The 17,304-nt window shown below is 71.6% G+C and carries 11 protein-coding genes; 8 read left to right on the top strand and 3 right to left on the bottom strand.

Annotation, left to right across the window (positions count from 1 at the left end):
- Positions 1-85: 85 nt before the first annotated feature.
- From GTY47_RS30590 to GTY47_RS30575, 4 genes are read left to right on the top strand one after another with little or no spacing between them, the layout of a single operon-like run.
- Positions 86-2,290, top strand: coding sequence for a sialidase family protein (locus GTY47_RS30590; protein WP_010044375.1), 2,205 nt, complete (start codon positions 86-88; stop codon positions 2,288-2,290).
- The gene (locus GTY47_RS30585; protein WP_010044374.1) at positions 2,290-4,254 is read left to right on the top strand and encodes a beta-galactosidase; all 1,965 of its coding nucleotides are present in this window, start codon (positions 2,290-2,292) and stop codon (positions 4,252-4,254) included. The genes GTY47_RS30590 and GTY47_RS30585 overlap by 1 nt, the downstream gene beginning before the upstream one ends.
- The gene (locus GTY47_RS30580; protein ID WP_010044373.1) at positions 4,251-6,443 is read left to right on the top strand and encodes a glycoside hydrolase N-terminal domain-containing protein; all 2,193 of its coding nucleotides are present in this window, start codon (positions 4,251-4,253) and stop codon (positions 6,441-6,443) included. The genes GTY47_RS30585 and GTY47_RS30580 overlap by 4 nt, the downstream gene beginning before the upstream one ends.
- Positions 6,444-6,480: 37 nt before the next feature.
- Positions 6,481-7,194 (top strand): hypothetical protein, encoded by a 714-nt coding sequence (locus GTY47_RS30575; RefSeq protein ID WP_010044371.1) that lies wholly within the window; start codon positions 6,481-6,483, stop codon positions 7,192-7,194.
- Between the two features lie 28 nt (positions 7,195-7,222).
- On the opposite strand, the gene GTY47_RS30570 is transcribed toward GTY47_RS30575, so the two are convergent.
- From GTY47_RS30570 to GTY47_RS30560, 3 genes are all read right to left on the bottom strand, one after another.
- On the bottom strand, positions 7,223-8,410 hold the full coding sequence (locus GTY47_RS30570; protein WP_010044368.1) for a sulfotransferase: 1,188 nt from the start codon (positions 8,408-8,410) through the stop codon (positions 7,223-7,225).
- A gap of 110 nt (positions 8,411-8,520) precedes the next feature.
- A complete protein-coding gene (locus tag GTY47_RS30565) occupies positions 8,521-10,563 on the bottom strand; it encodes a glycoside hydrolase family 31 protein (RefSeq protein WP_029181493.1) in 2,043 nt (680 codons plus the stop codon).
- A gap of 103 nt (positions 10,564-10,666) precedes the next feature.
- Positions 10,667-11,680 (bottom strand): LacI family DNA-binding transcriptional regulator, encoded by a 1,014-nt coding sequence (locus GTY47_RS30560; RefSeq protein WP_010044362.1) that lies wholly within the window; start codon positions 11,678-11,680, stop codon positions 10,667-10,669.
- A gap of 345 nt (positions 11,681-12,025) precedes the next feature.
- On the opposite strand from GTY47_RS30560, the gene GTY47_RS30555 reads away from it, so the two are divergent.
- The 4 genes from GTY47_RS30555 to GTY47_RS30540 all read left to right on the top strand — a co-directional run.
- Positions 12,026-13,966 (top strand): acyl-CoA dehydrogenase family protein, encoded by a 1,941-nt coding sequence (locus tag GTY47_RS30555; RefSeq protein ID WP_029181492.1) that lies wholly within the window; start codon positions 12,026-12,028, stop codon positions 13,964-13,966.
- Positions 13,967-14,061: 95 nt separating this feature from the next.
- Positions 14,062-15,318 (top strand): 1-deoxy-D-xylulose-5-phosphate reductoisomerase, encoded by a 1,257-nt coding sequence (gene dxr / locus GTY47_RS30550; RefSeq protein ID WP_029181491.1) that lies wholly within the window; start codon positions 14,062-14,064, stop codon positions 15,316-15,318.
- Positions 15,319-15,326: 8 nt separating this feature from the next.
- Entirely contained in the window at positions 15,327-16,619 is a 1,293-nt protein-coding gene (locus GTY47_RS30545; protein WP_086012565.1) for a site-2 protease family protein, read from the top strand.
- A gap of 169 nt (positions 16,620-16,788) precedes the next feature.
- Positions 16,789-17,304, top strand: a 516-nt coding sequence (locus GTY47_RS30540) for a flavodoxin-dependent (E)-4-hydroxy-3-methylbut-2-enyl-diphosphate synthase (RefSeq protein ID WP_040903777.1), incomplete at its 3' end; no start/stop codon positions are given.

The following is a 17,304-nucleotide window of genomic DNA, read 5'->3' as shown; positions in this document are numbered from 1 at the left end:
GTTGATCGCGCAGTTCCCCGCGTTCCCCGCGCCCCTTTCGGGGCGCTTCTCCTCCCCCCTCCCTTCGAACCACGAGGTATGTGTCATGCATGCGTCCAGCCCGAGCAGACGTGCCGTTCTCGCCGGTACCGCGGCCGCCGCCGCGCTCACCACCGTCCCCTTCCTGCCCGGGCGCGCGCACGCCGCCGAAGCGGCCGTCTCGGCCGGCCAGGCGTACCGCTGGCGCAACGTCGTCCAGGGCGGCACCGGCTTCATCAGCGGGGTGCTGTTCCACCCCTCCGTCCGCGGCCTCGCCTACGCCCGTACCGACATCGGCGGTGCCTACCGCTGGGACGACCGGACCGACCGGTGGATCCCGCTGACCGACCACCTCGGCTGGGACGACTGGAACCTGCTCGGTGTGGAGGCGATGGCCGTCGACCCGGCCCACCCGAACCGGCTGTACCTCGCCCTCGGGACGTACACGCAGTCGTGGGCCGGCAACGGGGCCGTGCTGCGGTCGGAGGACCGCGGCGCGACCTGGAAGCGCACCGACCTCACCGTGAAGCTCGGGGCCAACGAGGACGGGCGTGGCTGCGGGGAGCGGCTGCTCGTCGACCCGCGGGACAGCGACACCCTGTGGCTGGGCACCCGGCACGACGGGCTGCTCAAGTCGACCGACCGGGGCGCCACCTGGAAGGCCGTGGGCTTCCCGGCCACCCCCGGCGCCACCGGCCAGGGCGTCACCCTCCTCGTCGCCGCGGGCCGTACCGTCTACGCCGGCTGGGGCGACTCCGACGGCACCTCCGCGAACCTCTACCGAACCGCCGACGGCACGACCTGGAAGGCCGTCCCGGGACAGCCCGCCGGCACCGCCGCCAAGGTCCCGGTCCGGGCCGCGTACGACCGGTACACCTGTGAGCTGTACGTGACGTACGCCAACGCCCCCGGCCCCAACGGCCAGTCCGACGGCAGTGTGCACAAGCTGCGTACCACCACCGGGAAGTGGACCGAGGTCACGCCCGTGAAGCCCGGCGGGGCGACGGACGACGGCGGGACCGACTCCTTCGGCTACGGCGGTGTCGCCGTCGACGCCCGCCGCCCCGGCACGGTCGTCGTCTCCACCAACAACCGCTGGTCGCTGGTCGACACCCTGTACCGGACCACCGACGGCGGCCGCACCTGGACGTCCTTGAAGGACAAGGCCGTCCTGGACGTCTCCGAGACCCCGTACCTCAAGTGGGGTGCCGACAAGCCCAAGTTCGGCTGGTGGATCCAGGCCGTCGGCCTCGACCCGTTCGACTCGCGGCACATCGTCTACGGCACCGGCGCGACCCTCTACGGCACCCGGGACCTCAGGAACTGGGCCCCGCAGATCCGCGGTCTGGAGGAGGCGTCCATCCGCCACCTGATCTCCCCTCCGGCCGGCGAGGCGCACCTGATCAGCGGGTCCGGGGACATCGGCGTGATGTACCACGAGCGGCTCACGGCATCCCCCTCGCGCGGCATGGCGTCGAACCCGGTGTTCGGCACGGCGACGGGACTCGCACTGGCCACGGCCAAACCGTCCTACGTCGTGCGGGCCGGGTGGGGCGACCACGGCAACGGCGCCTGGTCCGACGACGGCGGCAAGACCTGGGCCCCCTTCACGGCCCAGCCGGACGTGGCCGAGTCCGCACCGGGGCCGATCGCCACCAACGCCGACGGCAGCGTGCTGCTGTGGTCCTTCGGCGCGAGCAACCCGGGATACCGCTCGGCGGACAACGGCGGCACCTGGTCCGAGGTGGCCTCCTTCCCGAAGGGAGCCGTCCCGGTGGCGGACCCCGTGGACCCGGCCGTGTTCTACGCCTTCGACACCACCACCGGCACCCTGTTCGCCAGCACCGACAGCGGCCGGACCTTCACCGCGCGGGCCACCGGGCTGAACTCCGGCGACACCGAGTTCCAGCTGGCCGCGGCGCCGGGCCGCTCCGGGGACCTGTGGCTGAGCCTGAAGGGGAACGGGCTGTACCGCTCCTCCGACGGCGGCGCGAGCTTCACCAAGGCCGGCAGCTGCCGGGCGTCGTACACGCTCGGCTTCGGCAAGGCCGCCGAGGGCGCCTCCTACCCGGCGCTCTACATGGTCGGCTCCACCGAGAGCATCACCGCCGTGTACCGCTCCGACGACGAGGCCAAGAGCTGGACCAGGGTCAACGACGACCAGCACCAGTGGGGCTGGATCGGCGCGACCATCGCCGGGGATCCGCGCGTCTACGGCCGGGTCTACATCGCCACCAACGGGCGCGGCGTGCAGTACGGGGAGCCCGCCTGATGCCCGGCCTGAGCGACGCGACCCGAGGCCGTCTCCTGTTCGGCGGCGACTACAACCCGGAGCAGTGGCCGCAGGAGACCTGGCACGAGGACGTCCGGCTGATGAAGGACGCCGGCGTCAACTCCGTCACCCTCGGGGTGTTCTCCTGGTCGAAGCTCGAACCGGAGCCGGGCGCACGGGAGTTCGGCTGGCTGGACATGCTGATGGACCTGATGCACGAGAACGGCATCGGGGTCGTCCTCGCCACCCCCACCGCCTCGCCCCCGCCCTGGATGGGCCGCCTGCACCCCGACACCCTGCCCGTCACCGAGGACGGCCGCACCGAGTGGTGGGGCGGCCGTCAGCACTTCTCGCACTCCAGCGCCACCTACCGGCGCTACGCCGCCGCCATCACCGAGGACCTGGCCGCCCGCTACGGCGGCCACCCGGCCCTGACGATGTGGCACATCAACAACGAGTACTGCACCTTCGACTACGGCGACGAGGCCGCGGCCGCCTTCCGCCGCTGGCTGCGCGAGAAGTACGGCACCCTCGACGCCCTCAACGAGGCCTGGGGCACCGCCTTCTGGAGCCAGGGCTACGACTGCTGGGACGGCGTCCTGCCGCCCCGCCTGCCCCACTACATGCGCAACCCCGGCCAGGTCCTGGACTTCCGGCGCTTCACCTCGGACATGCTCCTGGAGTGCTACACCGCCGAGCGGGACATCGTCCGCCGGCACACCCCGCACCTGCCGGTGACCAGCAACTTCATGCCGCTGTGGTTCGGGCAGGACGCGTGGCGCTGGGCGGCGGAGGAGGACGTCGTCTCCGTCGACCTCTACCCGGACCCGCGTGATCCGCTCGGCGCCCAGAGCAGCGCGCTCGTCCAGGACATGACCCGCTCCCAGGCCCGCGGGCCCTGGATGCTCATGGAGCAGGCGGCCGGACCGGTCAACTGGCGCGGCGTGAACCACCCCAAGCCGCGCGGCCTCAACCGGCTGTGGTCCCTCCAGGCCGTGGCCCGGGGCGCCGACGCCGTCTGCTACTTCCAGTGGCGGCAGTCCCGGCAGGGCGCGGAGAAGTTCCACTCCGGCATGGTCAGCCACGCCGGGGAGCAGGGCCGTACGTACCAGGAGGTCAAGCAGCTCGGCGCGGACCTGGCGAGGATCGCCCCTCAGGTGGCCGGCCGGCACCTCACCGCGAACGTCGCCGTCCTGCACGACTGGAACGCCTGGTGGGCCGGCGCCCAGGACGGCCGCCCGTCCAGCCAGGTCGACTACCCGGACGTCCTGCGGGCCTGGCACCGGGCCCTCTGGCAGGCGCACCTCACCACCGACTTCGCCCACCCCGAGCACGATCTGACGCCGTACTCGATGGTCGTCGTGCCGCAGCTGTACGCGCTCACCGACGCGGCGATCGACAACCTCCTCGCCTACGTCCGCGGTGGCGGCACCCTCGTCTGCGGGTTCCTGACGGGCGTCGCCGACGAGGACGACCGGGTGCGCCCCGGGGGCATGGACGCCCGGCTGCGGGAGCTGTTCGGCATCCGCACGCTGCACGAGTGGTGGCCGCTGGACGCGGGGGAGACCGTCGCGGTCGAGGGCTTCCGGGGCACGCTGTGGTCCGAGGAGATAGAGCCCGCCGGCCCCGACCACACGACCTGCTACAAGGGCGGCGAACTGGACGGCATGCCCGCCGTACTGCGCAAGGGCCGGGCCTGGTACGTCTCCACCCTCCCGGAGCCCGAGGCCCTGCGCGAGCTGCTGGCCCGGATCGCCGGCGACGCGGGCGTCCGGCCGGTGCTCGACGGCCTCCCCGAGCAGGTCGAGGCCGTCCTGCGGGGCGAGGTGCTGTTCGTGCTCAACCACGGCCGCGAGCCGGTGACCGTCGAGGTCCCCGGCACCCACCAGGACCTGCTGACGGGGACGGCCGTCACCGACCGGGTCACCCTCGGCCGCTACGGCGCGGCGGTGCTCCGGCCATGACCGACCCCGCACCCGTCCACGGCACGTGGGAGCCGCACCCGGCCGTCCGCTGGGAGGACGGCTTCCTGAGCGGCAACGGCCACCACGGCGCCCTAGTGTTCGGCGACCCGAACGACGAGCGGATCATCGTCACCCACCACACCCTGGTACGGCCCAACGGCAGGAACCCCAGGCCCCCACAGCTCGCCGCCGGCCTCCCGGCCCTCCAGGACCGCCTCCTGGCGGGCGACACGACCGCCGCCGAGAGCTTCACGGACGGCCGCCCACTCCAGTGGGTGCAGCCCTTCCACCCCGCCTTCCAGGTCCGGCTGCGCCGGCCGCCGGGCGACTGCCCCGACTACCGGCGCGACGTCGACTTCACCACGGGTGTGGTGCGGACGGCCGGCACCGGCTGGACCAGTCGCGTCTTCGTCTCCCGCGCCGACGACGTGATCGTCCAGCAGGCAAGCGGTCCGGGCCTCACCCTCGGCATCGACCTGGACCACCGGCTGCCCGGGGCGCCCACCGGACTGGGCGTCGGCCACGGGGCCGTCCTCACTCCCGAGGGCGCCCTGCTGAGCCTGCGCGCCCGCTACCCGGACAGCGACCGGGCCTGCACCGGCGTCACCCTGCTCGCCGTCACGGGGGGCACGACGACCCTCGTGCCCCCCGGCGTGCACATCGAGGGAGCCCGGTCGGTGCTGCTCCTCACCAGGGTGCGCCGGCACACCGGCGAACTGGACGTGGTCGAGGAGGGGCGTGCCCTGCGCGACCTGCTCACCGGGTACGACGAGCTCCTCGACCGCCATGCCGCCCTGCACCGCACCGCCTACGAGCGCGTCACCCTCGACCTCGCCGCCGACCCCGCCGAAAGGGCGCTGGCCGGCTCCGAGTTGCTGAAGCGGCCCCGCAGTGCCGCCCTGCTGGAGCGCCTGTTCGCGGCCGGCCGCTACCACCTGCTGTCCGCGAGCGGCCTCTTCCCGCCCCGCCTGACCGGACTGTGGACCGGCGACTGGAACACGGCCTGGTCGGGCGCGTTCACCAACGACGCCAACCTCAACCTCCAGACCGCCTCGGCCGCTGCCGCGGCCCTGCCCGAGGTCACGCAGGCCCACGCCACGCTGATCCACCGCCAGTTGCCCGACTGGCGCGACAACGCCCGCGCGGTCTTCGGCACCCGGGGCGCCGTCGCACCCGCCCACACCGACGGCGAGTCCGGCCACTCGTACCACTTCAGCCGCGAGTACCCGCTGCACCTGTGGACCGCCGGCGCCGACTGGCTGCTCAAACCGCTCGTCGACCATGACGAGACCACGGGCACGCGCGACCCCCGCACCGCCGCCGCACTCGCCCAGGTCGCCCTCTTCTACGAGGACTTCCTCACCCGCACGGACGAGGCCGGCCGGCTCGTCGTCGTCCCCTCCTACTCGCCCGAGAACCGGCCCGCAGGCGCGAGCTGGGGCACCCTCAACGCGGCGATGGACCTCTCCGCGGCCCGTCACGCCCTGCTGACGGCCGCCGCCTACCACCCGGGCCCCGACGCCGACCGCTGGCGCGCCCTCGCCGACCGGCTCCCCCCGCACCGGATCAACGCCGACGGAGCCCTGGCCGAATGGGCCTGGCCGGGCCTGGCGGACTCCTACGACCACCGCCACCTCAGCCACCTCTACGGCGTCTGGCCGCTCGACGAGATCACCCCCTACGACACCCCCGAACTCGCGGCCGCCGCGCACCGCGCCCTCGAACTGCGCGGCGCCGAGAACGACTCCGCCCACGGGCACCTGCACCACGCGCTCATCGCGGCCCGGCTCGGGGACGCCGACCGCGTCGCCCACGCCCTCGGCCAGGTCCTGGACGGCGACTTCTTCCACGACTCCCTGATGAGCGCCCACTACCCCAAGCGGGACGTCTACAACGCCGACGCCGCGCACACCCTGCCCGCCGTGCTGATCGAGATGCTCGTGCAGTCGGCCCCGGACCGGCTGGTGCTGCTCCCCGCGCTGCCGACGTCCTGCCCCAGCGGCGCGCTGCGCGGGGTGCGCACGCGGTTCGGCGCCGAGCTGGATCTCACCTGGAGCCCGGACGGCGGGGCCACCGCCGTCCTCCGGCCGAGCCGTACCGTCCGCGTCGAACTCAGGACTTCCTCCGGTGCCGAGCCCCTCCACCTCGTCGCCGGAGAAGACCGCGTCCTCACGGTGAGGGCGCGGTGATCCCTCCGCAACTCCCCCCACCCATGGAAGGGACACCATGGCAACAAGCACACTGAGCAGGATCACCAAGGTCCTGCTGGCCCCGGCCCTCGCGCTCGGTGCCACCGTCGGTCTCGCCTCCGCCCCCGCCTCCGCCGCCGTCTGGAACTCCTGCGACCAGTGGGGCCAGACCAACCTGAACGGCTACACGCTCTACAACAACATCTGGGGCTCCGGTGCCGGCAGCCAGTGCATCTGGGCCAACTCCGGCACCAACTGGGGCGTGTGGGCCAACCACCCCAACACCGGCGGCATCAAGTCCTACCCGAACCAGACCAAGGCGATCAACAAGTCGATCACCTCGCTGGGCTCGCTGTCCAGCAGCTACAACGTCAGCGTCCCGTCGTCCGGCGCGTACAACACGTCGTACGACATCTGGGACACGGACCACGACTACGAGATCATGCTGTGGGTCAACAAGACCGGGCCCGTCGGCCCGATCGGCAGCTCGCAGGGCAGCGTCAGCCTCGGCGGCCACTCCTGGAACGTCTTCAAGGGCACCAACGGCGCCAACGAGGTGTTCTCCTTCATCCGCACCTCCAACTCCAGTTCCGGCACCGTGAACATCCTGCCGATCCTGAAGTGGATCAAGGACACCAAGAAGTGGATGGGCAACGAGACCATCGGTGACGTGCAGTTCGGCTACGAGATCACCTCGTCGTCCGGCGGTCTGAACTTCACGACCAACAACCTGACGGTCAGCAGCAGCTGAGTCCGGGGCGCCGGGGCCGGCCGTGCCGTCAGGCGCGGTCGACCTCGGCCCGCAGCGCGTCGTACTCGGCGAACGCCGACTCGACGTCGGCGCGGCTCAGGCCGTAGCGGGACAGGTCGTAGGTGTGCTTGCGGGCGCCCTTGGGGCGGGCTACGGCGGCCGGGAGCCGGGCGGCGTCGGCCTCGGTCCAGGGGGCGCCGACGGCCGCGTAGAGCTTCGGGGCGCCGGTGGCGGGGTCGGACCCGAGCCAGGAGTAGGGGGCGTCCACCAGCTGCTCCGCCGGGATGGCGGCCCGGGCCGCGAGACCGCGTGTCATGGCCCGGCTCAGCAGGCCCAGCCAGGTCGCCCCGATGCCGGGCAGGTCGAGCGGGCGGGTGCTGACGGCCATGCCGTGCTCGATCAGCGAGCAGAACGACGCCACGACGGTGACCGGATCGCGGTGGCACCACACGATCGTGGCGTCGGGGAACACCGTGCGCAGCGCGTCCAGGTTCTCCAGGTGCATGGGGGACTTCAGCACCCAGCGGCGGCGCGGACGGCCGTACTGGAGCACCTGGTAGACCTGCTTGAGGTACCGGTAGTCGGCCACGAAGTCCCGCTCGCGGTGCCACGTCTCGTACTCGGGGATGCGGGCCTGGGAGAACGGCATCAGGGCGTGCGGCAGCGCGAAGGTGCACTCCTCGGGGCCCTCGGCGGCCATCGCGTGGATGTCGCGGAAACGCGGTGCGAAGAGGTTCGTGCCCTGCACCAGCCGGCGCCCGGCCGTGATGGCCTCGCGCCGCTGCCGGGGCGGCAACTCCAGGTCGGGCCCGAGCAGTTCCCACAGCAGGGGACACCGGTGCTCGTCCGAGATCGACAGCACCGAGTGCGTGACCGTGGTGGCGGTGCGCGGCAGCCCCACGACGAACACCGGCTTCTCGATCGGCTCCCGCTCGATCTCCGGATGCTCGGCGATCAGCCGCAGGACACGGGCCCGGTTGGTGAGATGCCGGCGCACGTGCACCTGCGCCGACTGCCAGCCGACCGGGGTCAGCCGATCGGCCTTCGCCCACCACCTCAGCAGCGACCGGAAGCCGTCGACGAACTCCCGGTCCACCGGCGCCTCACCGGCCTCCACCACGATGCGGTCGAAGATCCGGTCCGGGTCACGACGGGAGCCGAAGCCCGGCCGCAGCAACAGATTCGCCAGCGTGAGGGCGAGCGGAGACGTGGACACGCAGGGAAACCTATCCTCTCGAACCCGCTTGCGCTGGACGGAAGTTGGCCGAACAAGGGGAAGGGGTGGCCGGAAGACCTCCATCGATCCGGCCGCCCCTTCCGACGCGGCTACTCCGCTACGGGCAGCCGCGCCCCGTCCCGCAGAAACAGCGGGATGCGGTCCAGCGGGGCGTCGACGGTCACGGACCGACCGCCCTCGTACGTCTCACCCGTCCACGCGTCCGTCCAGCTCGCACCCGCAGGGAGGTAGGCCGTGCGGGCGGTGGCGCCGGCGGTGAGCACCGGGGCGACCAGCAGGTCGGGGCCGAAGAGGTAGGAGTCGTCGACCGACCAGGTGGCCTGGTCGTCCGGGAACTCCAGGAACAGCGGCCGCATCACCGGCAGGCCCTCCTCGTGGGCCTCGCGCATGACACGCAGGACGTACGGCTTCAGGCGCTCGCGCAGCCGCAGGTACTTCTCCAGGACGGCCCCGGCCTCCTCGCCGTACGACCACACCTCGTTCGGGCCGCCGGTCATCTCCGGGCCCAGCGGCATGCCCGGGTCGCGGAAGCCGTGCAGACGCATCAGCGGGGACAGCGCGCCGAACTGGAACCAGCGGACCATCACCTCCCGGTACGCCGGGTCGTCCGGGTCGCCGCCGTGGAAGCCGCCGATGTCGGTGTTCCACCACGGGATGCCCGACAGCGCGGTGTTGAGGCCGGCCGCGATCTGGCGGCGCAGGGTCGGGAAGTCGGTGCCGATGTCCCCGGACCACAGGGCGGCGCCGTAGCGCTGGCTGCCCGCCCACGCCGAGCGGTTGAGGCTGACGACCTCCTCCTCGCCGGTGGCGACGAGGCCCTCGTAGAACGTGCGGGCGTTCTCGGCCGGGTACATGTTGCCGACCTCCAGGCCGGGGCCCGCCCAGTAGCGCAGGTTCTCCTGGAAGCCCGGCTTCAGCTCCGGCTCGCAGGCGTCCAGCCAGAATGCCGTGATGCCGTACGGGTCGAGGTAGTTCTCCTTCACCTTCGACCACACGAACTCCCGTGCGTCCGGGTTGGTGGCGTCGTAGAAGGCCACCTGGACCGTGGACGCCACCTCCTTGTCGGGCCAGTCGGCGTGCGCCATCGGGCCGTACTGGGTGCCGATGAACCAGCCGCGCTGCTCCAGGACCGGGTGGTTCTCGCTGAGCGGCGACACCGAGGGCCAGACGCTCACCACCAGCTTGATGCCGAGCTCGTCCAGCTCCCGCACCATCGCCGCCGGGTCCGGCCACTCCTTGAGGTCGAACTTCCAGTCGCCCAGGTGCGTCCAGTGGAAGAAGTCGCAGACGATCGCCGAGATGGGCAGGCCGCGCCGCTTGTACTCGCGGGCCACCGCCATGAGTTCGTCCTGCGTGCGGTAGCGCAGCTTGCACTGCCAGAAGCCCGCCGCCCACTCCGGCAGCATCGGCGTCCGGCCGGTCACCGCGCTGTAGCGGCGCTGGGCGGTGGCCGGGTCGCCCGCCGTGATCCAGTAGTCGATCTGCCGGGCCGAGTCGGCGACCCACCGCGTGCCGTTGTGCGCCAGCTCCACGCGCCCGATCGCCGGGTTGTTCCACAGCAGGGTGTAGCCGCGGCTGGAGGTCAGCACCGGGATGCCGACCTCGGCGTTGCGCTGGACCAGGTCGAGGACCAGTCCCTTCTGGTCCAGGCGCCCGTGCTGGTGCTGCCCGAGGCCGTACAGCTTCTCGTCGTCGTACGCGGCGAAGCGCTGCTCCAGGCGGTGGTGGCCGTTGCCGACGGCCGTGTAGAGGCGGGACCCGGGCCACCAGAAGTGGGCGCGGTCCTCGGCGAGCAGCTCGGCGGAGTCGTCCGTCCGCAGGAAGCGGACCAGGCCCTCGGCGGTCACCTCGACGGTGAGCGCGCCGACGGTCAGCTGCCCGCGCCCGTCCTCGATCTTCACCGTGGACGGCGTGGCGGGGGCCTCGTCGAGGAGTGCGCCCGGGAGCCCTTCGAGCACCGGGCCGCCGAGCCGGGCCCGCACCCGGACCGCGTCCGGGCCCCACGGCTCGATCCGTACGGTCTCCTGACGGCCGCTCCACTCCAGCGCGCCGCCCCGCTCACGGAACGTGCCGACGGTGGGGGAGGACTGCGCCAGACTCACCTGGGGCTGGGTTTCAGCAGGCTGATTCACGTGGCGGGCTCCTGTGCTCCTGAGGGAGTGCAGACAGAGGTGTGCGGACATGGGGGTGCCCGGGGAGGAGGGCGGTGGTCGGGGAGCGGGAGAAGGGGTGTGCCTACGGCCGGGCGGGCGCCGGTCCCGTGCTGCCCCGGACCGTCAGCTCCGGCGCGATCAGCACGACCTCGTCGCTGCCGCGCCCCTCGAACTTGGCGACCAGGTGTTCCACGGCGTGCCGGCCCATCTCCTGCGCGGGGAGGGCGACCGACGTGAGCCGCACCGATGCCTGCGTCGCGACCTGGTCGGGGCAGATCGCGACCACCGACACGTCCTCCGGCACGGCCCGGCCCTGCTGCCGCAGCAGCGCGAGCAGCGGCTCGACCGCCGACTCGTTCTGCACGATGATCCCCGTGGTCCCCGGGCGTTCGTCGAGGATCCGGGCGAGCGTCACGGCCATCGCGTCGTACCCGCCGTCGCACGGCCGGTGCAGCAGCCGCACGCCCAGCTCCCGGGAGCGGGACCGGAGCCCGTCGAGGGTGCGCTCGGCGAAGCCCGTGTGCCGCTCGTAGACGGCCGGGGCCTCGCCGATGACAGCGATGTCCTGGTGCCCCTGCTTCGCCAGGTGCTCCACGCACAGCGCGCCCGTCGCCCGGAAGTCGAGGTCGACGCAGGTCAGGCCGGTGGTGTCGGCGGGCAGCCCGATCAGCACGGACGGCTGGTCCGTCGCACGCAGCAGGGGCAGCCGCTCGTCGTCGAGTTCGACGTCCATCAGGATCATCCCGTCGGCGAGCCCGCTCCCGGCGACGCGGCGCACCGCGTCCGGGCCCTCCTCGCCGGTGAGCAGCAGCACGTCGTATCCGTGCGTCCGCGCGGCGGTGGCCACCGCGATGGCGATCTCCATCATCACGGGCACGTACATGTCCGTGCGCAGCGGGACCATCAGCGCGATGATGTTCGACCTGCTGCTGGCCAGGGCACGGGCCCCGGCGTTCGGGTGGTACCCGAGCTCGCGGATGCTCCGCTCGACCCGCTGCCGGGTGTTCGCGGAGATGGACCGCTTGCCGCTGAGGACATAGCTCACCGTGCTCGCCGAGACTCCGGCGTGCTGGGCGACCTCGGCGAGGGTGACCATCCAGCTCTCCAAGCTTTGTGAAGCGCTTCGACAATGCGCATTGCTGATGTGCGTGGGTGAGGGTGGTTCGACAGTAGCTCCAGCGGGAGTACGTGTCCATAGGTTGTCGAAGCGCTTCGATACGGAATTCCGGTGCGGCGCACCCAGGGCGGGCCGTTCCCGGGAAGGCACCTCGATGCAACACCGTCGGCAGGCCCCCGACAAGTCCGGGGGCGCCCCGCTCCCTTCGGCTGAACGGACGCGCGAGGACTGGTGGAAGCGTCCGGTTTCGGGTACCAACGATCCAGTAGCACTGATCGGTAACGTACGGTCCTCAACATCCCTATGTGCGGCGAGGTGGCCCTCATGTCCGCTTCCACCACCCCCTCTTCCCGTCCCGCCGTCACCGAGCGGGAGGCCCGTGAGGTGGCGGAGGCCGCCCGGGAACAGCACTGGCGCAAGCCCAGCTTCGCCAAGGAGCTCTTCCTCGGCCGCTTCCGGCTCGACCTCATCCACCCCCACCCCCTCCCGGCCGACGAGGCGGCCCAGCGCGGCGAGGAGTTCCTCGCCAAGCTCCGCGACTTCGTCGAGACGAAGGTCGACGGGGCGCTGATCGAGCGCGAGGCCCGGATCCCCGACGAGGTGATCGACGGGCTGAAGGAGCTCGGCGCCTTCGGCATGAAGATCGACACCAAGTACGGCGGGCTCGGCCTCACCCAGGTGTACTACAACAAGGCCCTCTCGCTGGCCGGCTCCGCAAGCCCGGCGATCGGCGTGCTGCTCTCCGCACACCAGTCGATCGGCGTGCCGCAGCCGCTGAAGCTGTTCGGCACGCAGGAACAGAAGGAGCGCTTCCTGCCGCGCTGCGCGCGCACGGACATCAGCGCCTTCCTCCTCACCGAGCCCGACGTCGGCTCCGACCCGGCCCGCCTCGCCACCACCGCCGTGCCCGACGGGGACGACTACGTCCTCGACGGCGTGAAGCTGTGGACCACCAACGGCGTCGTCGCCGACCTGCTGGTCGTCATGGCCCGGGTCCCGAGGAGCGAGGGCCACAAGGGCGGCATCACCGCCTTCGTCGTGGAGACCAACTCGCCCGGCGTCACCGTCGAGAACCGCAACGCCTTCATGGGCCTGCGCGGCATCGAGAACGGCGTCACCCGCTTCCACCAGGTCCGCGTCCCGGCCGCCAACCGCGTCGGCGAGGAGGGTCAGGGCCTGAAGATCGCCCTGACCACGCTCAACACCGGACGGCTCTCCCTGCCCGCCTCCTGCGTCGCGGCCGGCAAGTGGTGCCTGAAGATCGCCCGGGAGTGGTCGGCGGCCCGCGAGCAGTGGGGCAAGCCCGTCGCGCACCACGAGGCGGTCGGCTCCAAGATCTCCTTCATCGCGGCCACCACCTTCGCCCTGGAGGCCGTGACGGACCTGGCCTCGCAGATGGCCGACGAGGACCGCAACGACATCCGCATCGAAGGCGCCCTCGCCAAGTTGTACGCCTCGGAGATGGCGTGGACGATGGCCGACGAACTCGTCCAGATCCGCGGCGGCCGCGGCTTCGAGACGGCCGAGTCCCTCCGGGCCCGCGGCGAGCGCGGCGTCCCCGCCGAGCAGCTCCTGCGCGACCTGCGGATCAACCGCATCTTCGAGGGCTCCACGGAGATCATGCACCTCCTCATCGCCCGCGAGGCCGTCGACGCCCACCTCTCGGTCGCCGGCGACCTCATCGACCCCGAGAAGTCCCTGGGGGAGAAGGCCCGAGCCGGCGCCAACGCGGGCGTCTTCTACGCCAAGTGGCTGCCCAAGCTGGTCGCCGGCCCCGGCCAGCTCCCGGCGACGTACGGCGAGTTCAAACACGGCGTGGACCTCTCCGGGCATCTGCGCTACGTCGAGCGCACCGCCCGCAAGCTCGCCCGCTCCACCTTCTACGCCATGTCCCGCTGGCAGGGCCGGATGGAGTCCAAGCAGGGCTTCCTCGGCCGGATCGTCGACATCGGCGCCGAACTGTTCGCCATGAGCGCGGCCTGCGTACGGGCCGAGCTGCTGCGCAGCCAGGGCGACCACGGCCGCGAGGCCTACCAGCTGGCCGACGTCTTCTGCCGCCAGTCCCGCATCAGGATCGAGGAGCTCTTCAACCGCCTGTGGACCAACACCGACGACCTCGACCGCAAGGTCGTCAAGGGCGTCCTGTCGGGCACGTACGAGTGGCTGGAGCACGGCATCGTCGACCCGTCGGGCGAGGGACCGTGGATCGCGGACGCGACACCGGGACCGTCCCAGAAGGAGAACGTCCACCGGCCGATCCGGTAACACGGCCTCCACAGGGGCGCGGGCCCATACGGCGCGCGCCCCCGTGAAGGGGATGCGCTGTCCTCACACACGGCCCTTACGGCAACAATGGAGCAATGAGCGACAGTCCAGCCCCCCTCGCCGATCCCCACCTCGTCTACGACCCTGTAGCGGGAGACGGCCCGAAGGACGTGGTGATCCTCGGCTCCACCGGGTCCATCGGCACCCAGGCCATCGACCTCGTGCTGCGCAACCCCGACCGGTTCCGGGTCACCGGCCTGTCCGCCAACGGCGGCCGGGTCGCCCTCCTCGCCGAGCAGGCGTACCGGCTGCGCGTGCGCACCGTCGCGGTCGCCCGCGAGGACGTCGTACCGGCCCTGCGCGAGGCGCTCACCGCGCAGTACGGCACCGGCGAGCCGCTCCCCGAGATCCTCGCCGGCCCGGACGCGGCCACGCAGCTGGCGGCGTCCGACTGCCACACCGTCCTGAACGGCGTCACCGGCTCCATCGGCCTCGCCCCGACCCTGGCCGCCCTGGAGGCGGGCCGCACCCTCGCGCTCGCCAACAAGGAGTCGCTCATCGTGGGCGGCCCGCTGGTCAAGGCCCTCGCCAAGCCCGGGCAGATCATCCCGGTCGACTCCGAGCACGCCGCCCTCTTCCAGGCCCTGGCCGCCGGCACCCGCGCCGACGTCCGCAAGCTGGTCGTCACCGCCTCCGGAGGCCCCTTCCGCGGCCGGACGAAGGCGGAGCTTGCCCACGTCACCGTCGACGACGCCCTCGCGCACCCCACCTGGGCCATGGGCCCGGTCATCACGATCAACTCCGCGACCCTCGTCAACAAGGGCCTGGAGGTCATCGAGGCACACCTCCTCTACGACATTCCCTTCGACCGCATTGAGGTCGTCGTGCATCCCCAGTCGTATGTCCACTCGATGGTTGAGTTCACGGATGGATCGACACTGGCCCAGGCGACCCCGCCCGACATGCGCGGGCCCATCGCCATCGGTCTCGGCTGGCCCGAGCGCGTGCCCGACGCGGCGCCCACCTTCGACTGGAGCAAGGCCTCGACCTGGGAGTTCTTCCCGCTCGACGACGAGGCCTTCCCGTCGGTGAACCTCGCGCGGCACGTCGGCGAGCTCGCGGGCACCGCCCCCGCGGTGTTCAATGCGGCCAATGAGGAGTGCGTGGAGGCGTTCCGCCAGGGCGCACTGCCCTTCAACGGGATCATGGAGACCGTCACCCGGGTCGTCGAGGAGCACGGCACCCCGCGTACGGGAACCTCACTCACCGTGTCGGACGTCCTCGAAGCGGAGACCTGGGCGCGGACCCGGGCCCGGGAACTGGCGGCACAGACGGCGGAGGCCCGTGCATGACGACCCTGATGTTCATCCTCGGCATAGGCCTCTTCGTGGTCGGCCTGCTGTTCTCGATCGCGTGGCACGAGCTGGGGCACCTGTCCACCGCCAAGCTCTTCGGCATCCGCGTGCCGCAGTACATGGTCGGTTTCGGCCCCACGATCTGGTCGCGCAGGAAGGGTGAGACCGAGTACGGCATCAAGGCCATCCCGTTCGGCGGCTACATCCGCATGATCGGCATGTTCCCGCCCGGCCCCGACGGCCGGCTGGAGGTCCGCTCCACCTCCCCGTGGCGCGGCATGATCGAGGACGCCCGCTCGGCCGCGTACGAGGAGCTCGGGCCGGGCGACGAGAAGCGCATGTTCTACACCCGCGCGCCCTGGAAGCGCGTGATCGTGATGTTCGCGGGCCCCTTCATGAACCTCGTCCTGGCCGTGGCGCTGTTCCTCACCATCCTGATGGGCTTCGGCATCACCCAGCAGACCACCACCGTCAGCTCCGTCTCCCAGTGCGTCATCGCGCAGAGCGAGAACCGCGACAAGTGCGAGAAGGGCGACCCGGCCAGCCCGGCCGCCGCCGCGGGCCTCAAGGCGGGCGACAAGATCGTCTCCTTCAACGGCGTCAAGACCGACGACTGGAACAAGCTGTCCGACCTGATCCGCGCCAACCCCGGCAAGGAGGTGCCGATCGTCGTCGACCGCAAGGGCCAGGACGTCACCCTGCACGCGAAGATCGCCACCAACCAGGTCGCCAAGAAGGACTCCGGCGGACAGATCGTCGAGGGCCAGTACGTCCAGGCCGGCTTCCTCGGCTTCAGCGCCGCCACCGGTGTGGTCAAGCAGGACTTCGGCGAGTCCGTGACCTGGATGGGCGACCGGATCGGCGAGGCCGTCGACTCCCTCGCCGCCCTCCCCGGCAAGGTCCCGGCCCTGTGGAACGCGGCCTTCGACGGCGCCCCGCGCGAGGCCGACTCCCCGATGGGCGTGGTCGGCGCGGCCCGCGTCGGCGGCGAGATCTTCACCCTGGACATCCCGCCGACCCAGCAGCTGGCCATGGCCCTCATGCTGGTCGCCGGCTTCAACCTCTCCCTGTTCCTGTTCAACATGCTCCCGCTGCTGCCGCTCGACGGCGGCCACATCGCGGGCGCCCTGTGGGAGTCGCTGCGCCGCAACACGGCCAAGGTCCTGCGCCGGCCGGACCCGGGCCCCTTCGACGTGGCGAAGCTCATGCCCGTCGCCTATGTGGTCGCCGGGATCTTCATCTGCTTCACGATCCTGGTGCTGATCGCGGACGTGGTTAACCCGGTGAGAATCTCCTAGTCATACGGCGTTCGTGGCGGCCCGGCATGCTTCGTGCCGGGCCGCCCCTCCATCGAGTGGCAACGCGGGCGGGATGTGCCCCCGCCCAGCCATGTGCCGTAATCTCGAAGCTCGGAGCCCGCTGCTCACGGGACCGGACCTTGATCCACGACTTGGGGTTGCACAGCAGATGACTGCGATTTCTCTCGGCATGCCGTCCGTTCCGACCAAGCTCGCCGAGCGCCGGAAGAGCCGGCAGATCCAGGTCGGATCCGTGGCCGTCGGCGGAGACGCCCCCGTCTCGGTCCAGTCGATGACGACGACGCGTACGTCCGACATCGGCGCCACCCTCCAGCAGATCGCCGAACTCACCGCCTCCGGCTGCCAGATCGTCCGGGTCGCCTGCCCGACCCAGGACGACGCCGACGCGCTCGCGACCATCGCCCGCAAGTCGCAGATCCCCGTCATCGCCGACATCCACTTCCAGCCGAAGTACGTCTTCGCCGCGATCGAGGCCGGCTGCGCTGCGGTCCGCGTCAACCCCGGCAACATCAAGCAGTTCGACGACAAGGTCAAGGAGATCGCCAAGGCGGCCCGGGACCACGGCACCCCGATCCGCATCGGCGTCAACGCGGGCTCCCTCGACAAGCGCCTCCTCCAGAAGTACGGCAAGGCGACCCCCGAGGCCCTGGTCGAGTCGGCCCTC

Origin of the sequence: Streptomyces sp. SID5464 (genome assembly GCF_009862985.1) — a bacterium.
In the GTDB taxonomy this organism is placed as follows: Bacteria; Actinomycetota; Actinomycetes; order Streptomycetales; family Streptomycetaceae; genus Streptomyces; species Streptomyces chartreusis_D.
The sequence above is the reverse complement of the archived record's forward strand: the minus strand, read 5'-3'. Positions and strand labels throughout refer to the sequence as shown.

Excerpts from the sequence above, each read along its gene's own strand:
- GTY47_RS30590 (WP_010044375.1), top strand. The coding sequence starts at position 86 with ATGCATGCGTCCAGCCCGAGCAGACGTGCCGTTCTCGCCGGTACCGCG.
- GTY47_RS30585 (WP_010044374.1), top strand. The coding sequence starts at position 2,290 with ATGCCCGGCCTGAGCGACGCGACCCGAGGCCGTCTCCTGTTCGGCGGC.
- GTY47_RS30580 (WP_010044373.1), top strand. The coding sequence starts at position 4,251 with ATGACCGACCCCGCACCCGTCCACGGCACGTGGGAGCCGCACCCGGCC.
- GTY47_RS30575 (WP_010044371.1), top strand. The coding sequence starts at position 6,481 with ATGGCAACAAGCACACTGAGCAGGATCACCAAGGTCCTGCTGGCCCCG.
- GTY47_RS30560 (WP_010044362.1), bottom strand. The coding sequence starts at position 11,680 with ATGGTCACCCTCGCCGAGGTCGCCCAGCACGCCGGAGTCTCGGCGAGC.
- GTY47_RS30555 (WP_029181492.1), top strand. The coding sequence starts at position 12,026 with ATGTCCGCTTCCACCACCCCCTCTTCCCGTCCCGCCGTCACCGAGCGG.
- dxr (WP_029181491.1), top strand. The coding sequence starts at position 14,062 with ATGAGCGACAGTCCAGCCCCCCTCGCCGATCCCCACCTCGTCTACGAC.
- GTY47_RS30545 (WP_086012565.1), top strand. The coding sequence starts at position 15,327 with ATGTTCATCCTCGGCATAGGCCTCTTCGTGGTCGGCCTGCTGTTCTCG.